Annotated in this window: 18 protein-coding genes; 4 read left to right on the top strand and 14 right to left on the bottom strand. The window is 32.6% G+C overall.

All coding sequences use genetic code 11. The features are described from left to right. Positions 1-119 precede the first annotated feature (119 nt). A complete protein-coding gene (proC, locus tag HMPREF3247_RS12915) occupies positions 120-935 on the top strand; it encodes a pyrroline-5-carboxylate reductase (protein WP_000779748.1) in 816 nt (271 codons plus the stop codon). A 104-nt stretch (positions 936-1039) separates the two neighbouring features. On the opposite strand, the gene rnz is transcribed toward proC, so the two are convergent. Further along, positions 1040-1960: a ribonuclease Z gene (gene rnz, locus HMPREF3247_RS12910; protein ID WP_000454064.1), complete on the bottom strand. Its 921-nt coding sequence runs from the start codon at positions 1958-1960 to the stop codon at positions 1040-1042. 312 nt (positions 1961-2272) lie between these two features. Here rnz and zwf point away from each other — a divergent pair, with 312 nt between their 5' ends. Together zwf and HMPREF3247_RS12900 are read left to right on the top strand one after the other, a co-directional pair. Beyond that, positions 2273-3757: a glucose-6-phosphate dehydrogenase gene (gene zwf / locus HMPREF3247_RS12905; RefSeq protein ID WP_000105076.1), complete on the top strand. Its 1485-nt coding sequence runs from the start codon at positions 2273-2275 to the stop codon at positions 3755-3757. A gap of 229 nt (positions 3758-3986) precedes the next feature. Beyond that, the gene (locus HMPREF3247_RS12900; RefSeq protein WP_000382586.1) at positions 3987-4853 is read left to right on the top strand and encodes an AraC family transcriptional regulator; all 867 of its coding nucleotides are present in this window, start codon (positions 3987-3989) and stop codon (positions 4851-4853) included. Positions 4854-4934: 81 nt separating this feature from the next. On the opposite strand, the gene HMPREF3247_RS12895 is transcribed toward HMPREF3247_RS12900, so the two are convergent. From HMPREF3247_RS12895 to HMPREF3247_RS12865, 7 genes are all read right to left on the bottom strand, one after another. Further along, positions 4935-6584 carry a glycoside hydrolase family 13 protein gene (locus HMPREF3247_RS12895; RefSeq protein ID WP_001041923.1) on the bottom strand — a complete coding sequence of 550 codons (1650 nt, stop codon included), beginning with the start codon at positions 6582-6584 and terminating at the stop codon, positions 4935-4937. A 15-nt stretch (positions 6585-6599) separates the two neighbouring features. Beyond that, on the bottom strand, positions 6600-7619 hold the full coding sequence (locus HMPREF3247_RS12890) for a LacI family DNA-binding transcriptional regulator (protein ID WP_000256321.1): 1020 nt from the start codon (positions 7617-7619) through the stop codon (positions 6600-6602). Further along, a complete protein-coding gene (locus HMPREF3247_RS12885; protein WP_001792107.1) occupies positions 7620-7874 on the bottom strand; it encodes a hypothetical protein in 255 nt (84 codons plus the stop codon). It lies immediately after the preceding gene. Next, positions 7813-8184, bottom strand: a complete 372-nt coding sequence (locus HMPREF3247_RS12880) for a VOC family protein (RefSeq protein WP_000413436.1) — start codon at positions 8182-8184, stop codon at positions 7813-7815. The genes HMPREF3247_RS12885 and HMPREF3247_RS12880 overlap by 62 nt, the downstream gene beginning before the upstream one ends. Before the next feature lie 466 nt (positions 8185-8650). Then, a complete protein-coding gene (locus HMPREF3247_RS12875) occupies positions 8651-9868 on the bottom strand; it encodes an MFS transporter (protein WP_000122710.1) in 1218 nt (405 codons plus the stop codon). Between the two features lie 315 nt (positions 9869-10183). Then, the gene (gene gndA, locus HMPREF3247_RS12870; RefSeq protein ID WP_000193707.1) at positions 10184-11590 is read right to left on the bottom strand and encodes an NADP-dependent phosphogluconate dehydrogenase; all 1407 of its coding nucleotides are present in this window, start codon (positions 11588-11590) and stop codon (positions 10184-10186) included. A gap of 67 nt (positions 11591-11657) precedes the next feature. After that, positions 11658-12791 carry a tripeptidase T gene (locus HMPREF3247_RS12865; protein WP_000606677.1) on the bottom strand — a complete coding sequence of 378 codons (1134 nt, stop codon included), beginning with the start codon at positions 12789-12791 and terminating at the stop codon, positions 11658-11660. Positions 12792-13053: 262 nt separating this feature from the next. Between HMPREF3247_RS12865 and prli42 the strand changes: the two genes are divergently transcribed. Then, positions 13054-13233: a stressosome-associated protein Prli42 gene (prli42, locus tag HMPREF3247_RS12860; protein WP_001789875.1), complete on the top strand. Its 180-nt coding sequence runs from the start codon at positions 13054-13056 to the stop codon at positions 13231-13233. A 126-nt stretch (positions 13234-13359) separates the two neighbouring features. Here prli42 and HMPREF3247_RS12855 read toward each other — a convergent pair whose 3' ends face one another. The 6 genes from HMPREF3247_RS12855 to lpdA all read right to left on the bottom strand — a co-directional run bounded on the left by HMPREF3247_RS12855 (position 13360) and on the right by lpdA (position 19841). Continuing rightward, entirely contained in the window at positions 13360-14340 is a 981-nt protein-coding gene (locus HMPREF3247_RS12855) for an aromatic acid exporter family protein (protein WP_000916193.1), read from the bottom strand. Between the two features lie 13 nt (positions 14341-14353). Next, positions 14354-14791, bottom strand: a complete 438-nt coding sequence (gene brxB / locus HMPREF3247_RS12850) for a bacilliredoxin BrxB (RefSeq protein ID WP_000367419.1) — start codon at positions 14789-14791, stop codon at positions 14354-14356. Between the two features lie 350 nt (positions 14792-15141). Next, entirely contained in the window at positions 15142-16416 is a 1275-nt protein-coding gene (locus HMPREF3247_RS12845; protein WP_000406837.1) for a dihydrolipoamide acetyltransferase family protein, read from the bottom strand. Between the two features lie 12 nt (positions 16417-16428). Further along, the gene (locus HMPREF3247_RS12840) at positions 16429-17412 is read right to left on the bottom strand and encodes an alpha-ketoacid dehydrogenase subunit beta (protein ID WP_001096642.1); all 984 of its coding nucleotides are present in this window, start codon (positions 17410-17412) and stop codon (positions 16429-16431) included. After that, the gene (locus tag HMPREF3247_RS12835) at positions 17412-18404 is read right to left on the bottom strand and encodes a thiamine pyrophosphate-dependent dehydrogenase E1 component subunit alpha (protein WP_000568351.1); all 993 of its coding nucleotides are present in this window, start codon (positions 18402-18404) and stop codon (positions 17412-17414) included. The genes HMPREF3247_RS12840 and HMPREF3247_RS12835 overlap by 1 nt, the downstream gene beginning before the upstream one ends. 15 nt (positions 18405-18419) lie before the next feature. Then, on the bottom strand, positions 18420-19841 hold the full coding sequence (lpdA, locus tag HMPREF3247_RS12830) for a dihydrolipoyl dehydrogenase (RefSeq protein WP_064130029.1): 1422 nt from the start codon (positions 19839-19841) through the stop codon (positions 18420-18422). Positions 19842-19974 lie beyond the last annotated feature (133 nt).

The following is a 19974-nucleotide window of genomic DNA, read 5'->3' as shown; positions in this document are numbered from 1 at the left end:
ATATAGAATGCAATTTATCAACTTTACATAATTGAGACAAGTTGATTATCTTTCCTAATATATATACAATAATAAGAAAATATAACATACAAATCAAAAACTAAAGGGATGTGACGTTAATGAAACTCGTATTTTATGGAGCTGGTAATATGGCACAAGCTATATTTACAGGAATTATTAACTCAAGCAACTTAGATGCCAATGATATATATTTAACAAATAAATCTAATGAACAAGCTTTAAAAGCATTCGCTGAAAAACTAGGTGTTAACTATAGTTATGATGATGCGACATTATTAAAAGATGCAGATTATGTATTTTTAGGTACCAAACCACATGACTTTGATGCTCTAGCAACACGCATCAAACCACATATTACAAAAGACAATTGCTTCATTTCAATTATGGCAGGTATTCCGATTGATTATATTAAACAACAATTAGAATGCCAAAATCCAGTTGCTAGAATTATGCCAAACACAAATGCGCAAGTTGGACACTCTGTTACTGGCATTAGTTTTTCAAACAACTTTGACCCTAAATCTAAAGATGAAATTAACGATTTAGTTAAAGCATTTGGTTCTGTAATTGAAGTATCAGAAGATCATTTACATCAAGTAACAGCTATCACCGGAAGCGGCCCAGCATTTTTATATCATGTATTCGAGCAATATGTTAAAGCTGGTACGAAACTTGGTCTAGAAAAAGAACAAGTTGAAGAATCTATACGCAACCTTATTATAGGTACAAGTAAGATGATTGAACGTTCAGATTTGAGCATGGCTCAATTAAGAAAAAATATTACCTCTAAAGGTGGTACGACACAAGCTGGCCTTGATACATTGTCACAATATGATTTAGTATCTATTTTCGAAGATTGTCTAAACGCTGCCGTCGACCGTAGTATTGAACTTTCTAATATAGAAGACCAATAAAAACAAACCCGCCAACACATGTATGCATCATCGCAAGCACTGTGTTTGACGGGTTATTTTTATAATTTATTGTTATTTGGCAAGCATTGTTTATTACTTTGTCATTAGATTTTAAAACTATCAAAATCTTTTACAAAATTAAAATTAGGTGTATCTTCATTTTGTATCAATGTTTGATAAATTTCATTTATATCTTCTGTATTATAGCGATTGCTCAAATGTGTAATCAACGTACGTTTAACATTGGCTTCTTTTATCAATGCAAATACGTCTTCAATATGGCTATGATGATAATTGTTGGCTAAATGCTTTTCACCATCTATATAGGTCGCTTCATGTACCATCACATCAGCATCTCTAGAAATCACACGTTCATTAGAACATGGTTTTGTATCACCAAAAATTGCTACAACTGGACCCTGTTTGGACTCACCTCTAAAATCTTTTGATTGATAAACTTGACCATTATGTTCAAATGTATCATGAGATTTTACTTCTTGATATTTAGGACCTGGTTCAAGACCAATGTTTTTTAACGCTTCAACATTGATTGTACCTGTAGTTTCAGGTGCCATTACTCTATATCCATATGATGGAATACCATGATTAAGTAAATGCGCCTCTACAGTAAAACCATCATGATGATATGTCAGATGATCATCAATTTCAATATATGTAATTGGATAGTTTAAATGTGACTCTGATAAATTCATAGACATTTCCACATATGCTTTAATTCCTTTTGGTCCAACTAATGTAAGCGGCTTTTGTTCACCGCCCTGAAAAGAACGACTAGAAAGTAATCCTGGCAAACCAAAAATATGATCGCCATGCATATGAGTAATAAATATATGTGTCACTTTTCCTAATTTGATTGCATGATGTAAAATTTGGTGCTGTGTACCTTCACCAACGTCGAAAAGCCATATGGAATTGGAATATGGTTCTAAATTTAAGGCGATTGCTTGTGTATTTCTCTCTTTTGTAGGCAAACCTGCACTCGTTCCAAAAAATGTAACTTCCATATATGCCCCTCCTTTTCTTCAATTCATTTTATCATAAAATTTGTATCAATTTAGTTTTAATTTATACTTGAATCAAAATCTGTTAAAAATTCGTCTTTGCTAGTTAATTTTTCTAACTTTAACGTAGACATAACTATATAAATTTTGATAATTACGTTATACTTATCATTAATAAGTATCACATTAAACATGATACATGAATCGATATTTCATTTAAGACACTGCATACTGTCGAGCATATTGAATGACCTGCTGAATGGATTATCTTATAATAATAAATCATATATCTAATTAAGAATTGAGGTTTTAATCTTGAGTACTAAAAACAAACACATCCCTTGTTTAATCACAATCTTTGGTGCAACTGGTGACTTAAGCCATCGTAAGTTGTTTCCATCAATATTCCATCTCTACCAACAAGACAATTTAGATGAACATATTGCCATCATCGGTATTGGACGTCGTGACATTACTAATGATGATTTCCGTAATCAAGTAAAATCATCAATTCAAAAGCACGTAAAAGATACAAACAAAATTGACGCGTTTATGGAACATGTCTTCTATCATAGACATGATGTTAGTAATGAAGAAAGCTATCAAGAATTACTAGATTTTAGTAATGAATTAGATAGCCAATTTGAATTAAAAGGTAATCGACTATTCTATTTAGCAATGGCACCACAATTCTTTGGCGTTATTTCTGATTATCTAAAATCTTCTGGTCTTACTGATACAAGAGGATTTAAACGCCTTGTTATCGAAAAACCATTCGGTAGTGATTTAAAATCAGCCGAAGCATTAAACAATCAAATTCGTAAATCATTTAAAGAAGAAGAAATTTATCGTATTGACCACTATTTAGGAAAAGACATGGTTCAAAATATCGAGGTATTACGTTTTGCGAATGCGATGTTTGAACCATTATGGAATAACAAATATATTTCAAACATCCAAGTTACATCATCTGAAATACTAGGTGTTGAAGATCGTGGTGGTTATTATGAATCAAGTGGCGCGCTAAAAGATATGGTGCAAAACCACATGTTACAAATGGTTGCATTATTAGCTATGGAAGCACCTATTAGTTTAAATAGTGAAGATATCCGTGCTGAGAAAGTAAAAGTACTTAAATCACTGCGTCATTTCCAATCTGAAGATGTTAAAAAGAACTTTGTTCGTGGTCAATATGGCGAAGGCTATATCGATGGTAAACAAGTTAAAGCATACCGTGATGAAGATCGCGTTGCAGATGACTCTAACACACCTACCTTTGTTTCAGGTAAATTAACAATTGATAACTTTAGATGGGCTGGTGTACCATTCTATATTCGTACTGGTAAACGTATGAAATCTAAAACAATTCAAGTTGTCGTTGAATTTAAAGAAGTACCAATGAACTTATACTATGAAACTGATAAACTATTAGATTCAAACCTATTAGTAATCAATATCCAACCTAATGAAGGTGTATCTTTACATCTAAATGCTAAGAAAAATACACAAGGTATCGAAACTGAACCTGTTCAATTGTCTTATTCAATGAGCGCTCAAGATAAAATGAATACTGTAGATGCATATGAAAATCTATTATTCGATTGTCTTAAAGGTGATGCCACTAACTTCACGCACTGGGAAGAATTAAAATCAACATGGAAATTTGTTGATGCAATTCAAGATGAATGGAATATGGTTGATCCAGAATTCCCTAACTATGAATCAGGTACTAATGGTCCATTAGAAAGTGATTTACTACTTGCTCGTGATGGTAACCATTGGTGGGACGATATTCAATAATTGAATTAAAACGCACATGTTAAACAAAAATAAATGAGCGAATGACAAGGATTGATTACGAATCAAGTAAATCAATTGTTCTATCATTCGCTTTTTTTCTAGACTATATTATGAAATTATATTTTACAATGCCCAAAACTATTTTAATAATCATTGAACAAATGGGTGTATAATTTATAGAAATAATGTAGAATAAAAATAAATGATTGAATTAATTGGAGTGAAAGTTTTGGACGTTATCAAGCAAATACAACAGGCAATTGTTTATATTGAAGATCGTTTATTAGAGCCTTTCAATTTGCAAGAATTAAGTGATTACGTTGGTCTTTCGCCATACCATCTTGATCAATCATTTAAAATGATTGTCGGCTTATCTCCAGAAGCTTATGCACGCGCGCGTAAAATGACACTCGCTGCAAATGATGTGATTAATGGTGCTACACGACTTGTAGATATCGCTAAAAAATATCACTATGCAAATTCAAATGATTTTGCAAATGATTTTAGTGATTTTCACGGCGTATCACCTATTCAAGCTTCTACTAAAAAAGATGAATTACAAATTCAAGAGCGATTATATATCAAATTATCAACTACTGAGAGAACACCCTATCCATACAGATTAGAAGAGACAGATGATATTTCATTGGTTGGATATGCACGATTTATAGACACTAAGTATTTGTCACATCCTTTTAATGTTCCGGATTTTTTAGAAGACTTGCTCATTGATGGTAAAATTAAAGAGTTACGACGATATAATGACGTTAGTCCATTTGAACTATTTGTTATTAGTTGTCCTCTTGAAAATGGTTTAGAAATATTTGTAGGTGTACCAAGTGAACGTTATCCTGCACACTTAGAAAGCCGATTTTTACCTGGCAAACATTGTGCGAAATTCAATTTACAAGGTGAAATTGATTATGCAACTAATGAAGCTTGGTACTATATTGAATCAAGTTTGCAGTTAACATTGCCATATGAACGAAATGATTTATATGTTGAAGTGTACCCTCTCGATATTTCATTTAATGACCCATTCACTAAAATTCAGCTTTGGATTCCTGTTAAACAGAGTCCTTATGACGAAGATTAAAAATTAAAAACAAAGAAGCCCCCTAATATATCTATAGGTCTACAAATGGCCTTAGATTCTATTAGGGGGCATATTAATATGTTAATTTAGTTCGATAACACATGCTTCATATGGACGTAACTGTTTTAAATTAACTTTGGCATCATAATTAAATAGCTTTACTTCTCCATGGCTTAAATCAAATGGTACAGTTAATTCTGCTTCGTGGTTAGTAAGATTACCTACAATAAGAACTTGCTTTTCATTTAATGTTCTCGTGTACGCAAAAACTTGTGAATTTTCAGCATCTACTAAATCAAATTGACCATATACGTATACATCATTAGACTTTCTTAATTGAATTAAATCTTTATAAAATTGTAATACTGAATGCTCATCTTCTAATTGTTGTGCAACATTGATAGTTTTATAATTCGGATTCACTGGGAACCACGGTTCACCATTTGTAAATCCTCCATTTAACGTATCATCCCATTGCATTGGTGTGCGAGAATTATCTCGGTTCTCATCTTTATATTTCGCAAGTAAAGCGTCTACATCTCCACCTTGAGCTTTCACTATTTGATAGTCATTTTTAACAGCAACATCGTTAAACGTTTCAATACTTTCAAATGGATAATTCGTCATACCAATTTCTTGACCTTGATAAATGAATGGCGTACCTTGTTGCAAGAAATAAACAGCTGCATGACTTGTTGCTGATTCATACCAATACTTGTCATCGTCACCCCACGTCGATACACGTCGTGGTTGGTCATGATTTTCAATAAACAACGCATTCCAACCTTTATTTTCAAGTTGTTTTTGCCATCTATTTAATACAGATTTATACGAATTTACATCAAAGTGAGAATCACCACTATTCCACAGTCCCAAATGTTCAAATTGGAATATCATATTAAATTTACCATTTTCTTCCCCGACCCAGTCATCAGCATCATCAGGGCTTACACCATTCGCTTCACCAACAGTCATAATTTCATACTTACTTAATGAGCGATCTTTCATCTCTTGTAACCAAGTTTGTATACCTGGCTGATTCATATCTACATCAAATGCTGGGGCATATGTTTTATCCTCAGGTACAGGTAAGTCACCCGCTTCAAACGTCTTTTTAATATGCGTAATTGCATCTACTCTAAATCCATCAATGCCTTTATCAAACCACCAGTTCATCATTTCAAATACAGCATCTCTAACTTCCGGATTACCCCAATTCAAATCAGGTTGTTTTTTACTGAATAAATGGAAATAATATTGCTCAGTATTAGCATCATATTCCCATGTAGATCCATTAAAGATACTTTCCCAGTTGTTAGGTTCAGAGCCATCTGGCTTTGGATCTTGCCAAATGTACCAATCACGTTTGGGATTGTCTTTACTAGATTTGGATTCTATAAACCAAGGATGTTCATCAGATGTATGATTTACAACTAAATCTAAAATAAGCTTCATGCCTCTATCATGAACACCTTTTAATAAACGATCAAAGTCTTCCATCGTTCCAAATTCATCCATAATCTCTTGGTAGTCACTAATATCATAACCATTGTCATCATTAGGTGATTTAAACATTGGACTGAGCCAAATGACATCGATACCTAAATCTTTTAAGTAGTCCAATTTATCAATCATTCCAGGTAAATCCCCAATACCATCGTGATTACTATCATTAAAACTTCTTGGATATACTTGATATGCTACTGCTTCTTTCCACCATTGCTTATTCATTTTAAAACTCCTTTGCTATCGCTGTGTTGATTTTCTTATTTTTAATTCTGTATCTATAATGACGAGTTCAATAACATCCTGTGCTTTGTTTTTCAATATATTTAAAATTGCTGAACCAGCCTGTTGACCTAACATTCGAGGCTTGATGTCAATACTGGTTTGAGGTGGTGACGCAATTTCGGTTAAATAAGAATCATTGAATGTTGCTGTCATTACATCTTTTGGAATTTCAATATTAAGTTCATATAGCACACTTAAAATCGCTAAATGTAACATAGCATCTAACGAAATGATTGCCTGTTTAATATTTGGGTCCTTCAAGCGCGTATGTAGATTTTGCATGTAATTAAAAATAACTTTTCTTTCATTACTAGTCTCAATAATTTGATAATCCAGATTAAATTGTGATGCAACCGTTTCAAATCCTTGAATTCTATCTTTTGAAACTTCAAAATTTCCTTTTTCTGTAATAAATATTAATTCATCTACACCTTGTTCAATAACATGTCGTGTCAAATTTTCAGAAGCTAATATATTATCATTATCTATGTGTGTAAATTGATGATCTATATCCGATGTAGGCTTACCAATCACAATAAATGGCATGCTTTCATCAATTAACATTTGTTTAATTGGATCATTTTCTTTTGAATAAAGCAGTATAAACGCATCAACCATTCGTTGTTTAATCATTTTATAAACTTCATCCATTAAATCATTCATATTATTTGAGACTGTCGTTTGTGTACCATAGCCATGCTGGTTACACGTTTCAGAAATTCCTAGCAATACATTGATGTAGAATGGATTCAGTCGAATAGGCTCCTCAGACCCTTTTAACACTAAACCAATTTTATATGTTTGGTTTGTAATTAAAGTTCTAGCAGCGGTATTAGGAAAATAATTCAATTCTTCCATAACTTTCTTCACTTTTGAAATTGTCGCTTCGCTAATACGTTTATTTCCTTTTATAACTCTTGAAACTGTCGAAGGAGAAACACCGGCTTTTAGTGCAACATCTTTAATCGTAACCATTTAATCACCTCCTGTTAATTTCTGCATTGGAAAACGCTTCCAACCTCTATATAATAACAGTTTAGTCACTCTTTCTAAAAAAGTCAAAAGATTTGTGCAAACGATTGCATAAAACGATAAAAATAAAACCTTCATACTGAAATTCAATCCGAAAATCAATATAAAGGTTTGTATAAATATTAAAATCGATTGTTTAGTCACTAACTGCAAAATAATTACCTTGTCCATCTTGGAAATTAAATACACGTTGACCATCCATTTCTACTATATCATGCCCAGTTAAACCTAAATCATTTAATTTTGAGTATAATGCATCAAAGTTTTTCTCTTTAAACATTAAAGATGGTGTTCCTAGGTTCACCTCTGGACTATGCTTTTCAATAAATTCTTTTGCCATAATCGTCAATGACGTTTCAGCATCTTTGGTAGGTGATACTTCAACTGCAACATAGTCCTCAGCTAACGGTGTTTCACTTACAACAACAAATTCTAAAGTTTCTGTCCAAAATGCTTTCGCTTTTTCAACATCATCAACATATAACATAACTTGATTTAACTTTTCCATAAAATAGTACCTCTATTTCTCTATAGTACATGCTATCATAACACAGTAAATATTTTATTACTTCACAAAATGCTTAAAAATATGGCGGGATGCTTTTAAGGTAATAGATATTGCTTGTGTAATTTTTAAAATTTTGTAGCCACATAGAACTTCATTAATCAAACATGTCGTCTGGGACATATATCAATGAAATACTTCGTTCAAAGTTTTCGTATTTTCTATGTCAACTTAACTGGGTGTAGCTCACATTGTCCATTAGAATGTATAACTAACATAATAAAATTAATTAAACGTACATCATTTGATTATGGAAGTTACAATCATTTGCGCAATCGAATATTATTATGTTCAAAACTTTAAGCTCCAATAACTAAAAAGAAAGTTATACAATGTTTAGTTGCCTAACTTCCTATATTGAATTCATCAGTCCAATTTGACATAGCAGCCATTTTTATTAATTTTCTTCTTAATATTCTTCAACTTGATAAAATCTATTTTTCAGTATATATAACACTAATGGTATAAATAACACAGCACTGATCGTAAGTGCATAAAATCCACCTTTATTTTCAAGTAATATACCGCCTAAAAAAAGGCCTATAGGTCTGAATGCAAAAACCATTGTTTTAAAAACACTATTAACACGTCCTAACATATTTTCTGAACATTTCTTTTGCCTCAGTGTGATTATCGCTATATTTAAAATGGATTGTGTCATATATGTCAACCCTAAAAGTGGGATGAGTATAAAAATATAAGTACTAAATGGTAACATTAATCTAAAAATTGTATCTAAAAATAATATAATTACAATTAGTTTTCCGAAATTAAATAATTTCAAGAGAAAACTTGCAGATAATGAACCGATTAGCGCACCTAATGATGAGATACCTAAAACTAACCCCAATGCTTGAGATGATTGATTCATGTCTTCCTTTACAAACATTACTATATAAATATAATAAGGTGAGATAATTAGATTGGATAAACTTACAACAACAGCCATTACTCTAATAGTTGAATTAGATAATAGATAATCAAATCCAACTTTAACATCGCTCAAAAAATTTTTTCCACTCAACTTTTCTTGATTGAATATACTCTTTGTTTCAATTTTAATTAATATCAAACTGAAAAATGAGAGTAAAAAAGTCATAGAATCTATAAAAATCAATATTGAATATCCCATATATGTATAAAGTAAACCTCCAATTATAGGGCCCAAAAATTCCGAAACATTTTGAGTAGCGTATATATAACTGTTTGCGCTCGCCAAATCTTCTTCTTTTACAATACTTGGGATTATCGAAACCTCAGAAATACTGTGAAATACTAATCCAATACCTGAAATGATTGCAACTACATAAATTTGAAAGATGCTTAACATATTGAAAAAACTTAATACTGGTATACTTAAATATGAAACGAACCTAATTATATCAGCACATTTCATTATGGTCTTCTTATTCAATCTGTCAATTAAAGCACCAGCTGGCAATCCTAAAATTGCATAAGGTATAAAACTTAGTGCAGAAACTATGCCAACTTGAAATGCAGATCCAGTAAGCTTTAAAATCATTAATGGAAAAACAAACGTAGTAAAAGCACTGCCCATGTTAGAAAAAGCTATCCCTATTAAATAAAAAGTAAAGTTCTTATTAAACAATACAGAAGTATATGACATTCTATCCCTCTTATTCATCAAATAATAAAACGTAATCTATTTATCGAAATATTAAAATTATTTACTAATGCTATCTTAATAGTATGTAAGTAAAACGTCTACACTTAAACGGACAAATTCTATGAGGATAGATATCGTTAATTTATAAAAGTTGAAAATTTTAATTTGACAAGAGAAAGAAAATCATTGAATATATCATGCGTAGAAAATTTCGATAAATACATAAGGAAAGAGACAATTTCTATCAAATAAATAATAGAAATTGTCTCTTTAACATTACCTAAATTCATAAGGTCTCAGGCTCAATGGTCAATATTATTCTTCAATCCATTGTGTATGGAATACGCCTTCTTTATCTTTTCTTTCGTACGTGTGAGCACCGAAGTAGTCACGTTGTGCTTGAATTAAGTTTGCAGGTAAATCAGCAGCACGGTAACTATCATAGTAATTAATACTTGATGAGAAACCAGGTGTTGGTACACCATTTTGAACACCAGTTGCGACAACATCACGTAACGCATCTTGATATTCAGTAACGATGTTTTTAAAGTAAGGATCTAGCAATAAGTTTTGTAATCCTGGATTATTATCGTAAGCATCTTTGATCTTTTGTAAGAATTGTGCACGGATAATGCAACCTTCTCTCCAAATCATAGCTAAATCACCAAGTTTTAAATTCCATTCATTATCTTCACTAGCTTTACGCATTTGCGCGAAACCTTGTGCATAAGAACAAATTTTACTCATATATAATGCTTTACGAATTTTTTCTAAAAAGTCTTTCTTGTCACCATCAAATGATGCTTTTGGACCATTTAATTCTTTAGAAGCATTTACGCGCTCTTCTTTGATTGAAGAGATAAAACGTGCAAATACAGATTCAGTGATGATTGTTAATGGAATACCTAATTCTAATGCGTTAATTGAAGTCCATTTTCCTGTACCTTTTTGACCTGCTGTATCAAGAATTTTTTCAACTAATGCTTCTTTATTTTCATCTAACTTCATGAAAATATCACCAGTGATTTCAATTAAATAACTTTCTAATTCACCAGCATTCCAGTCTTTGAACGTTTGAGCAATGTCTTCATGAGACATGCCTAATAATTCTTTCATCATAGCATAACTTTCTGCAATTAATTGCATGTCAGCATATTCAATACCATTATGTACCATTTTCACATAGTGTCCAGCACCATTTGGTCCAATATAAGTAACACATGAAGCACCGTCTTTTGCCTTTGCAGCAATTGCATCAAGAATATCTGCAACTTTGTTATAAGCTTCTTCTTGTCCACCCGGCATTAATGACGGACCAGTTAACGCTCCAATTTCACCACCAGAAACGCCCATACCAATAAAGTTGATTGCACTTTGTGCTAATGCTTTATTACGTCTGATAGTATCTTGATAGTTTGTATTACCACCATCAATTAAAATATCTCCATCATCTAATAAAGGTAACAAACTATCAATCGTTGCATCCGTAGCTTTACCTGCTTGAACCATTAATAAAATTTTACGTGGTTTTTCTAAAGAATTAACAAATTCTTCCAATGAGTACGTTGGATGAATATTTTTCCCTTTTGATTCTTCAACCATTAAATCAGTTTTTTCACTTGAGCGGTTAAATACAGATACACTATATCCGCGTGATTCAATATTCCAAGCTAGGTTTTTACCCATAACGGCTAAACCAATAACTCCAATTTGTTGTGTCATATTACTTACCTCACTTGTTGATTTTTCATTAGTATTGTATCACAAAATAGACATACACTACACTAAATCATTTCGATTGTCGCGCAACTATTTTGATTATTTCTAACACTTGACTTGCAAGCAAGTTCAATGATTTAATCGGCATTCTCTCATTTGTTGTATGGATTTTTTCATAACCCACTCCTAAAATGACTGAAGGAATACCAAATGTATTAATAATACTGCCGTCTGAACCGCCACCAGAAATAATTGTATTTGCAGATAACCCTAAATTACGAGCACTTTCTTGTGCAATTTTAACAACCGTTTCATTATCATTAATTTTAAATCCTGGATAACTTTGCTCCACTGTTACTACTGCTTTCCCACCTAATTCTGATGCAGTAGTTTCAAACACATCAGTCATATGTTTGACTTGTGTTTTTATTCTTTCTGGATCGTGAGAACGTGCCTCTGCTTCTAAAATGACTTCATCTGCAACAATATTCGTAGCTGAACCGCCATGAAACTTACCAATATTGGCAGTAGTTATTTCATCAACTTGTCCTAATTTCATTCGACTAATTGCTTTCGCCGCAATATTAATAGCACTAACACCCTCTTTTGGCGTACTTGCATGAGCCGTTTTGCCAAAAATTTTAGCTGAAATTAACATTTGCGTCGGTGCACCTACAACCGTAGTGCCGACATCAGCACTTGCATCAATAGCATAACCAAAGTCCGCGTCCAACAACTCTGAATTTAATTCTTTAGCACCAATTAAACCTGATTCTTCTCCAACAGTAATCACAAATTGAATTTGTCCATGTGGGATTTGTTGTTCCTTTATCACTTGCAAAACTTCAAGCATCGCTGCTAATCCTGCTTTATCATCTGCACCTAGAATAGTCGTACCATCAGAGTATATGTAGCCGTCATCTTTTACAATTGGCTTTACATTAATTGCGGGTACAACAGTATCCATATGGCTCGTCAAATATAATTTAGGTACTTCGCCTTCTTCGATAGTACTATTCATTGTACACACTAGATTATTGGCACCTAATTTAGGATGTTTAGCCGCTTCATCTTCTTTAACATCTAACCCTAATGCTATGAATTTTTCTTTTAAAATAGGTTGGATTGTTGATTCATTCCCTGTCTCAGAATCGATTTGTACAAGTTCAAAAAACGTATTAAGTAATCTTTGCTCATTAATCATAATGGAACCCCTTTTATCAAAATTTTCATGTACGCCAAACGGTAAAAATTGATGAAATAAAATGTTACAGTAATTGACGTTACACAGATTTATCAGGTTTGTAAATTGTGTCATATTATTTTCAATTTATTATATATAATTATTGTAACTCAAACTAAGCTTTGTCAAAAATATATTGATTGATTTTTCAAAGATATCGTATAATGAGGAAAATGACATAAGCAAACTTACTCATGTTTTTTATTATATTCCTTTATGATGATTGCTAGTTATATCGTCTCAAGTTAAAAGTTTTATATCTTATGTCGTAATTATTAATACAAAGGTTATTCATTTGGAGGCACACAAAATGCAAAATAAAGTTTTAAGAATTATCATTATCGTTATGCTTGTATCAGTTGTATTAGCATTGTTATTAACGAGTATCATTCCAATTTTATAAACTATATCTCAACTACCTATACAAAATCATACAATTAAAAATCCATCCATTATAAACGCATGTATTAATAAGTTATCGTATTGCAACGATTACTTTCAAACATGGGTCATACGGATGGATTATTTTTTAAGCTACTTCACTATGCATTTTCAATGAACCAAATTGCGATTTGATTTGTAAATATTCTTCTAATTCATTTAATATTTGAATAATACTTGCTCTCGAGTTAAGCGCTTTGTGTGTTGTTGGCAATGGCAGTTCATCCAATTTCAAACGCGTCTCATACAAATTGTGTAAACGCATTGCTGTATAGTCATTACTATTCACATTTAGACCAATTTCTTTCAGCAGTGACGCAACATCATTTAAAAGTGGATCTTTATGACAGATACTTTCGATGAGCGGTTTCATTCTCATTAACAATTCCACTTGCTCTTCTCGCATATCAAAATAATGATAGTATGAATTTTCGTTTCTAACAAAATGATTTTTAACATCTCGGAACGCGATAGACTTCGCCTTTTTAATATTTAAAAGTAACGCTTCAAATTCAATCGCAATGGTATCTTCATATTTTTCACAAATATAACTATATTTACTAAAAATATCAGCAATTTGTTGCTCAATTTTACATTTGTATTCGTCTAGTTGTTTGTCTAAACTTGGCATCATTAAATTCATTGTAAATGCAATGCTTAGTCCAATTAACAGTAATAATGTTTCATTAACAATTAAATGTGCATCAATTGATTTTGCATTAAAAACATGAAGTAATATAACGCAACTCGTAATGACACCTTCTTGTACTTTTAATACGACAGTTAATGGTATAAATAACAATACGATAATACCGAGTACAATTGGACTCTGACCTAATAAACTAAATATTGCTGAACCTAAAAACAATACTAAAAAACATGATACTAATCTTGAAATAATCGCTTGTAGCGAATGTACTTTTGTATGTTTAATACATAATACGACTAATATGGCGCTTGAAGCATAATTATCTAAACCTAACAGCTTACTAATAATTACACCTAAAGTCATACCCACTGCTGTTTTTATTGTTCTAAATCCAATCTTGTAAGGATTTAACTTTAACATGGGTTAGCGCCTCTTATCTTTCTTCACAATATTTATTGAATAATGTTTGTAATTGATTAATTACGTTCATCACATCATGACCTTCGATTTGATGTCTTTCAATCATTTCTGTAATCTTTCCATCTTTTACTAATGCAAATGACGGACTTGAAGGCGCATAACCTTCGAAGTATTCACGCGCTCTTTGTGTCGCTTCTTTATCTTGTCCAGCAAATACTGTCACTAGACGATCAGGTAATACGTCATAATGTAAAGCATGTGATGCTGCTGGTCTTGCGATACCACCTGCACAACCACATACAGAATTGATCATAACTAGTGTTGTACCATCTTGTTTAAGAACTTTGTCAACATCTTCTGCAGTAGTTAATTGCTCATATCCCGCAGATTCAATTTCATTCCTTGCTTGTTCTACAACACCGTTCATGTATAAATCGAAATTCATGTCCATAAGTTCAATCACCTATCCCTTTATATTTAAACTATCCTCATTCTACTAATTAATAACATATTGTTCAATAAACTAATCTGAATCACACCTATATTTAGACACAATTTTAACAATATACCAAACATTATTGTGCTTAAAATCATGGTAACTAATTTGTTCACATGTTTTCATTAATATGTTTCAAGTATGATGTCTTATTTTGACTTTACTGCAAAAATGCATTCAACCATGTTGATTATTGTTCTTTATCTTTTTTGAATATATTGCACATATTTTAGTGCCAAAAAATAATACATCCATCGACAAGAACAAGATAAAACAAGTTGTCGATAGATGCATCTATGTTATCACTAATATATATTTGTATTTTCTAAAGTATACTGTTCGATACGCTGTTTAATATGATTCATAAATTTACCTGTTTGTAAACCATCTAAAATACGATGATCAATTGAAATACATAAATTAACCATGTTACGAATTGCAATCATATCATTAATTACTACTGGCTTTTTAACGATTGATTCTACTTGTAAAATCGCTGCTTGTGGATGATTTATAATACCCATTGATGATACTGAACCAAATGTACCAGTATTATTTACCGTAAATGTACCGCCCTGCATATCTTCAGCTGTCAATTGCTTATTACGCGCTTTCGTTGCTAAAGTATTAATTTCTCTAGCTATACCTTTGATTGACTTTTCGTCTGCATGCTTAATCACAGGTACGTATAATTTATTTTCATCAGCAACAGCAATTGAAATATTAATGTCTTTATGTAAGACAATTTCATTTCCTTGCCAGCTACTATTTAATAAAGGATATGCTTTTAAAGCATCTGCTACAGCTTTTACAAAGAAAGCAAAGAACGTTAGATTATATCCTTCTTTATTTTTAAAGCTGTTTTTATAATGATTTCTCGTATTCACAAGATTTGTAGCATCTACTTCAATCATCATCCATGCATGTGGAATCTCTGTTACACTATTAACCATATTTTGCGCAATTGCTTTACGCACACCATTTACTGGTATTGTGCTGTTTTCACTATTGTCTTCAGATGATTGGTTACTTGATGTATCTACTGATGTTGATTTTGTTTGAACTTGTTTGTCAGATTGAGCTGTGGTACCACCATTTTCAATAACTGACATTATATCCTTCTTAGTTACACGACCTTCAAATCCACTACCTACAACTTGTGATAAATCAATGTCATGCTCTGAAGCGAGTTTAAATACAACAGGTGAAAAGCGACCATTATTACGAGGTTGATTTTGTTTAGCAGTAAATGTCTGTTCCACTGTTGCACTAGCTTTTTTAGTAGATTTCTGAGTATGCTCATCCACTTTTGCTTGTATCTCTTCAGTTGTTTCATTTGTCTTTTCATCAGCAGTTTCAATTTTACAGATAATTGTATCAATAGCTACTGTCTGCCCCGCTTCAACTAAAATTTCTGTAATTGTTCCTGATATCGTGGAAGGGACTTCAGCTGTCACTTTATCTGTAATAACTTCACATAATGGTTCATATTCATCAATATGATCACCAACAGAAACTAACCATTGTTCAATGGTGCCTTCATGAACACTCTCACCTAACTTAGGCATTGTTATTTCCATGACTTTCCCTCCCTAGAATTCTGCTAATTCACGCATTTTATTTAAGATTTTTTCTGGATTCATCATAATTTCATTTTCTAATACAGGAGAAAATGGCATAGATGGTACATCTGGAGCAGCTAAACGCATGATTGGTGCATCTAAATCGAACAAGCAATGCTCTGCAATAATCGCTGACACTTCTGACATAATACTACCTTCTAAATTATCTTCAGTTACAAGTAAAACTTTACCTGTATGTTTAGCACGATCAATAATTGTTTCTTTATCTAATGGATAAACAGTTCGTAAATCAACGACTTCAACATTGATACCGTCTGCAGCTAAAATATCCGCTGCTTGTAAACAATAATTGACCATTAATCCATAACAAAATACTGTTAAATCTTCACCTTCACGTTTCACATCTGCTTTTCCTAAAGGTACAGTGTAATATTCTTCTGGCACTTCTTCCTTTAAGAAACGATAAGCTTTTTTATGCTCAAAGTACAATACTGGATCATTTGATTCGATAGATGATAATAAAAGCCCTTTAGCATCATACGGTGTGGAAGGAATAACAATTGTTAAACCTGGCGATGAAGCAAATATACTTTCAATACTTTGTGAATGATATAGTCCTCCGTGAACACCGCCACCAAATGGTGCACGAATCGTTAATGGGCATTGCCAATCATTATTTGAACGATAACGCATTTTCGCAGCTTCACTAATAATTTGATTTGTCGCAGGTAAAATAAAATCTGCAAATTGAATTTCTGCAATTGGTCTTTTACCTACCATAGCTGCACCAATGGCAGTTCCAACAATATTTGACTCAGCTAATGGCGTATCGATAACTCTGTCTTCACCATATTTTTGTTGCAGTCCTTGAGTAGTACCAAATACGCCACCTTTTCTACCAACATCTTCACCAAGAATAAACACATCTTTATTTTGTTGTAATGCTAAGTCTTGTGCCTGGCGTATCGCCTCTAAATAAGATAATTTAGCCATTAGTTAAGACTCCCTTCTTCGTACACAAATGCATAGGCTTCTTCGACACTTGGATATGGCGCGTCTTCAGCAGCCTTTGTCGCTTTATTGATGATGTCTTTATGCTCCGCTTCTATTTCTGCCAACCAAGCATCATCGATAATGCCAGCTGAAAGCAACTCTTTTTTGAACTTTTCATTGCAGTCTGCTTTTTTAAGCGCTTCACGCTCTTCTTTCGTACGATATTGGTCGTCATCATCTGATGAATGAGCTGTCATACGACTTGTTACTGCTTCAATCAAAGTTGAACCTTGACCAGAAATAGCTCGATCTCTTGCTTCTTTCATCGCTTTATACATTGCTAATGGATCATTACCATCTACTTGTTCACCATGTATACCGTAACCAAGTGCTCTATCCGATAATTTTTCAGCTGCGTATTGTAATGAATCAGGTACTGAAATTGCATATTTATTATTTATAATGACACATACAAAAGGAAGTTTGTGTACACCCGCGAAGTTTAAACCTTCATGGAAGTCACCTTGGTTTGAGCTACCTTCACCAACAGTTGCTGTTGCAATTTTCTTCTTACCATCCATTTTTAAAGCTAAAGCAGCACCAACAGCATGGGGTATTTGAGTTGCTACCGGTGAACTTTGAGACAAAATATTCTTAGCTCTACTACTAAAGTGTGATGGCATTTGTTTTCCACCAGAGTTAACATCGTCTTTCTTTCCAAACGCTGATAAAAACGTATCATACGCTGAGATACCCATATAAGTAACGAAAGCTAGATCTCTATAATAAGGCGCTGTAATATCACCTTCTTCTAATGCGTATGCCATCCCAATCTGAGTTGCTTCTTGTCCTTGACCACTTACAACAAATGGAATTTTACCTGCACGGTTCAATAACCACAGTCTTTCATCTATTTTTCTACCTAAATCCATCCATTTATATATTACTTTTAGGTCTTCTTCGCTAAGGCCTAATGATTTATAATCAATCATGTTAAATCCTCCTATTTATACGTGAATAGCTCTACTTTCTGCTTTCAATCCTAATTCCATCAACACTTCAGAGATGGAAGGATGTGCGTGTGTTGTTAGTCCTAATTCTAATGCCGAGCCATTCATGAACTGTATCAGTGATGCCTCATTAATCAATTCTGTTACATGTGGACCAATCATATTAATACCCACAATTTCTTCAGTTGATTGATCAATCACCATTTCGCTATACCCTTCGTTTGCGTCATGGCTATCAATCACTGCTTTACCAATTGCTTTAAATGGTACTTTAAAACTTTTAACTTTCATTCCCTCTGCCTTTGCCTGCTCAATGTTTAAACCGATAGAAGCAATTTCAGGTTGTGAATAAATACACTTAGGCATCATGTTATAGTTTACTGGGATTGGGTTCCCTTCAAACATATGATCGACAGCCACAACACCTTCTTTTGATCCAACATGTGCCAATTGTAATTTTCCAATACAATCACCAGCTGCATAAATATGTTTATCTTCAGTTTGTTGAAATTCGTTCGTTAAAATATGTCCTGATGTTGAAAGTTTTATTTTAGTGTTGTTTAAACCTATATCTGATGTGTTAGGTTTTCTACCAATCGATAGCAACACTTTATCTACTTTAATTATGTCTGAGGAAATTTCAAACGTAACACCATCTTCGTTAACATTTATATCATTTTCAGAAAGTTTTATTCCCTCATAGAATTTAACACCACGTGCTGACAATGATTTTTTTAATAGTTGTGAAGCTTGTTTACTTTCAGTTGGTAAAATTCTTTCACCTGCTTCTATAACTGTTACGTCAACACCTAAATCTATCATCAATGATGCAAATTCCATTCCGATAACACCACCACCAATAATACCAATACTTGATGGTAACGTCTTTAATGATAATATATCATCGCTAGATAAAATTTTATCATGATCAAATGATAAGAATGGCAACTCTGCAGGCGAAGAACCAGTTGCAATTAATACAAATTGGTTTGGTAATAAGTCTGATTCACCATCTTCATATTCGACAGAAATTGTGCCACTTTGAGGTGAAAATATAGATGTACCTAGAATACGTCCCGTGCCATTATAAATGTCAATGTGATTGTGTTGCATTAAATGCTTTACACCTTGATACATTTGATTAATAATGTCTTCTTTTCGTGCCAACATATTTTCAAAATTAACATTAGCATCTTTGACATCAACGCCAAACATTGCTGCCTGTTTTACTGTTTGAAATACTTCAGCAGATTTAAGCAGCGATTTAGTAGGAATACAACCTTTATGGAGACAAGTACCTCCTAATAGTTGTCGTTCTACTATTGCCACTTTTTTACCAAATTGAGACGCACGTATCGCAGCAACATATCCTGCAGTACCTCCACCGAGAACGACTAAATCATATTGTTTCTCTGACATGTTCTTACTCCTAACTAATGATATATATCCATTAAAAATTTATTAATACATAGTTTTCATGTCCATTAATTACCTATTTTACATGATTGTCTATTTAGTTTGAATGCACATAAATAAATCCATAAATGAGTAT

Source organism: Staphylococcus sp. HMSC36A10, assembly GCF_001838845.1.
GTDB lineage: Bacteria > Bacillota > Bacilli > Staphylococcales > Staphylococcaceae > Staphylococcus > Staphylococcus aureus.
Note: the sequence above shows the minus strand (reverse complement) of the source record. Positions and strands in the feature narration are given on the sequence as shown.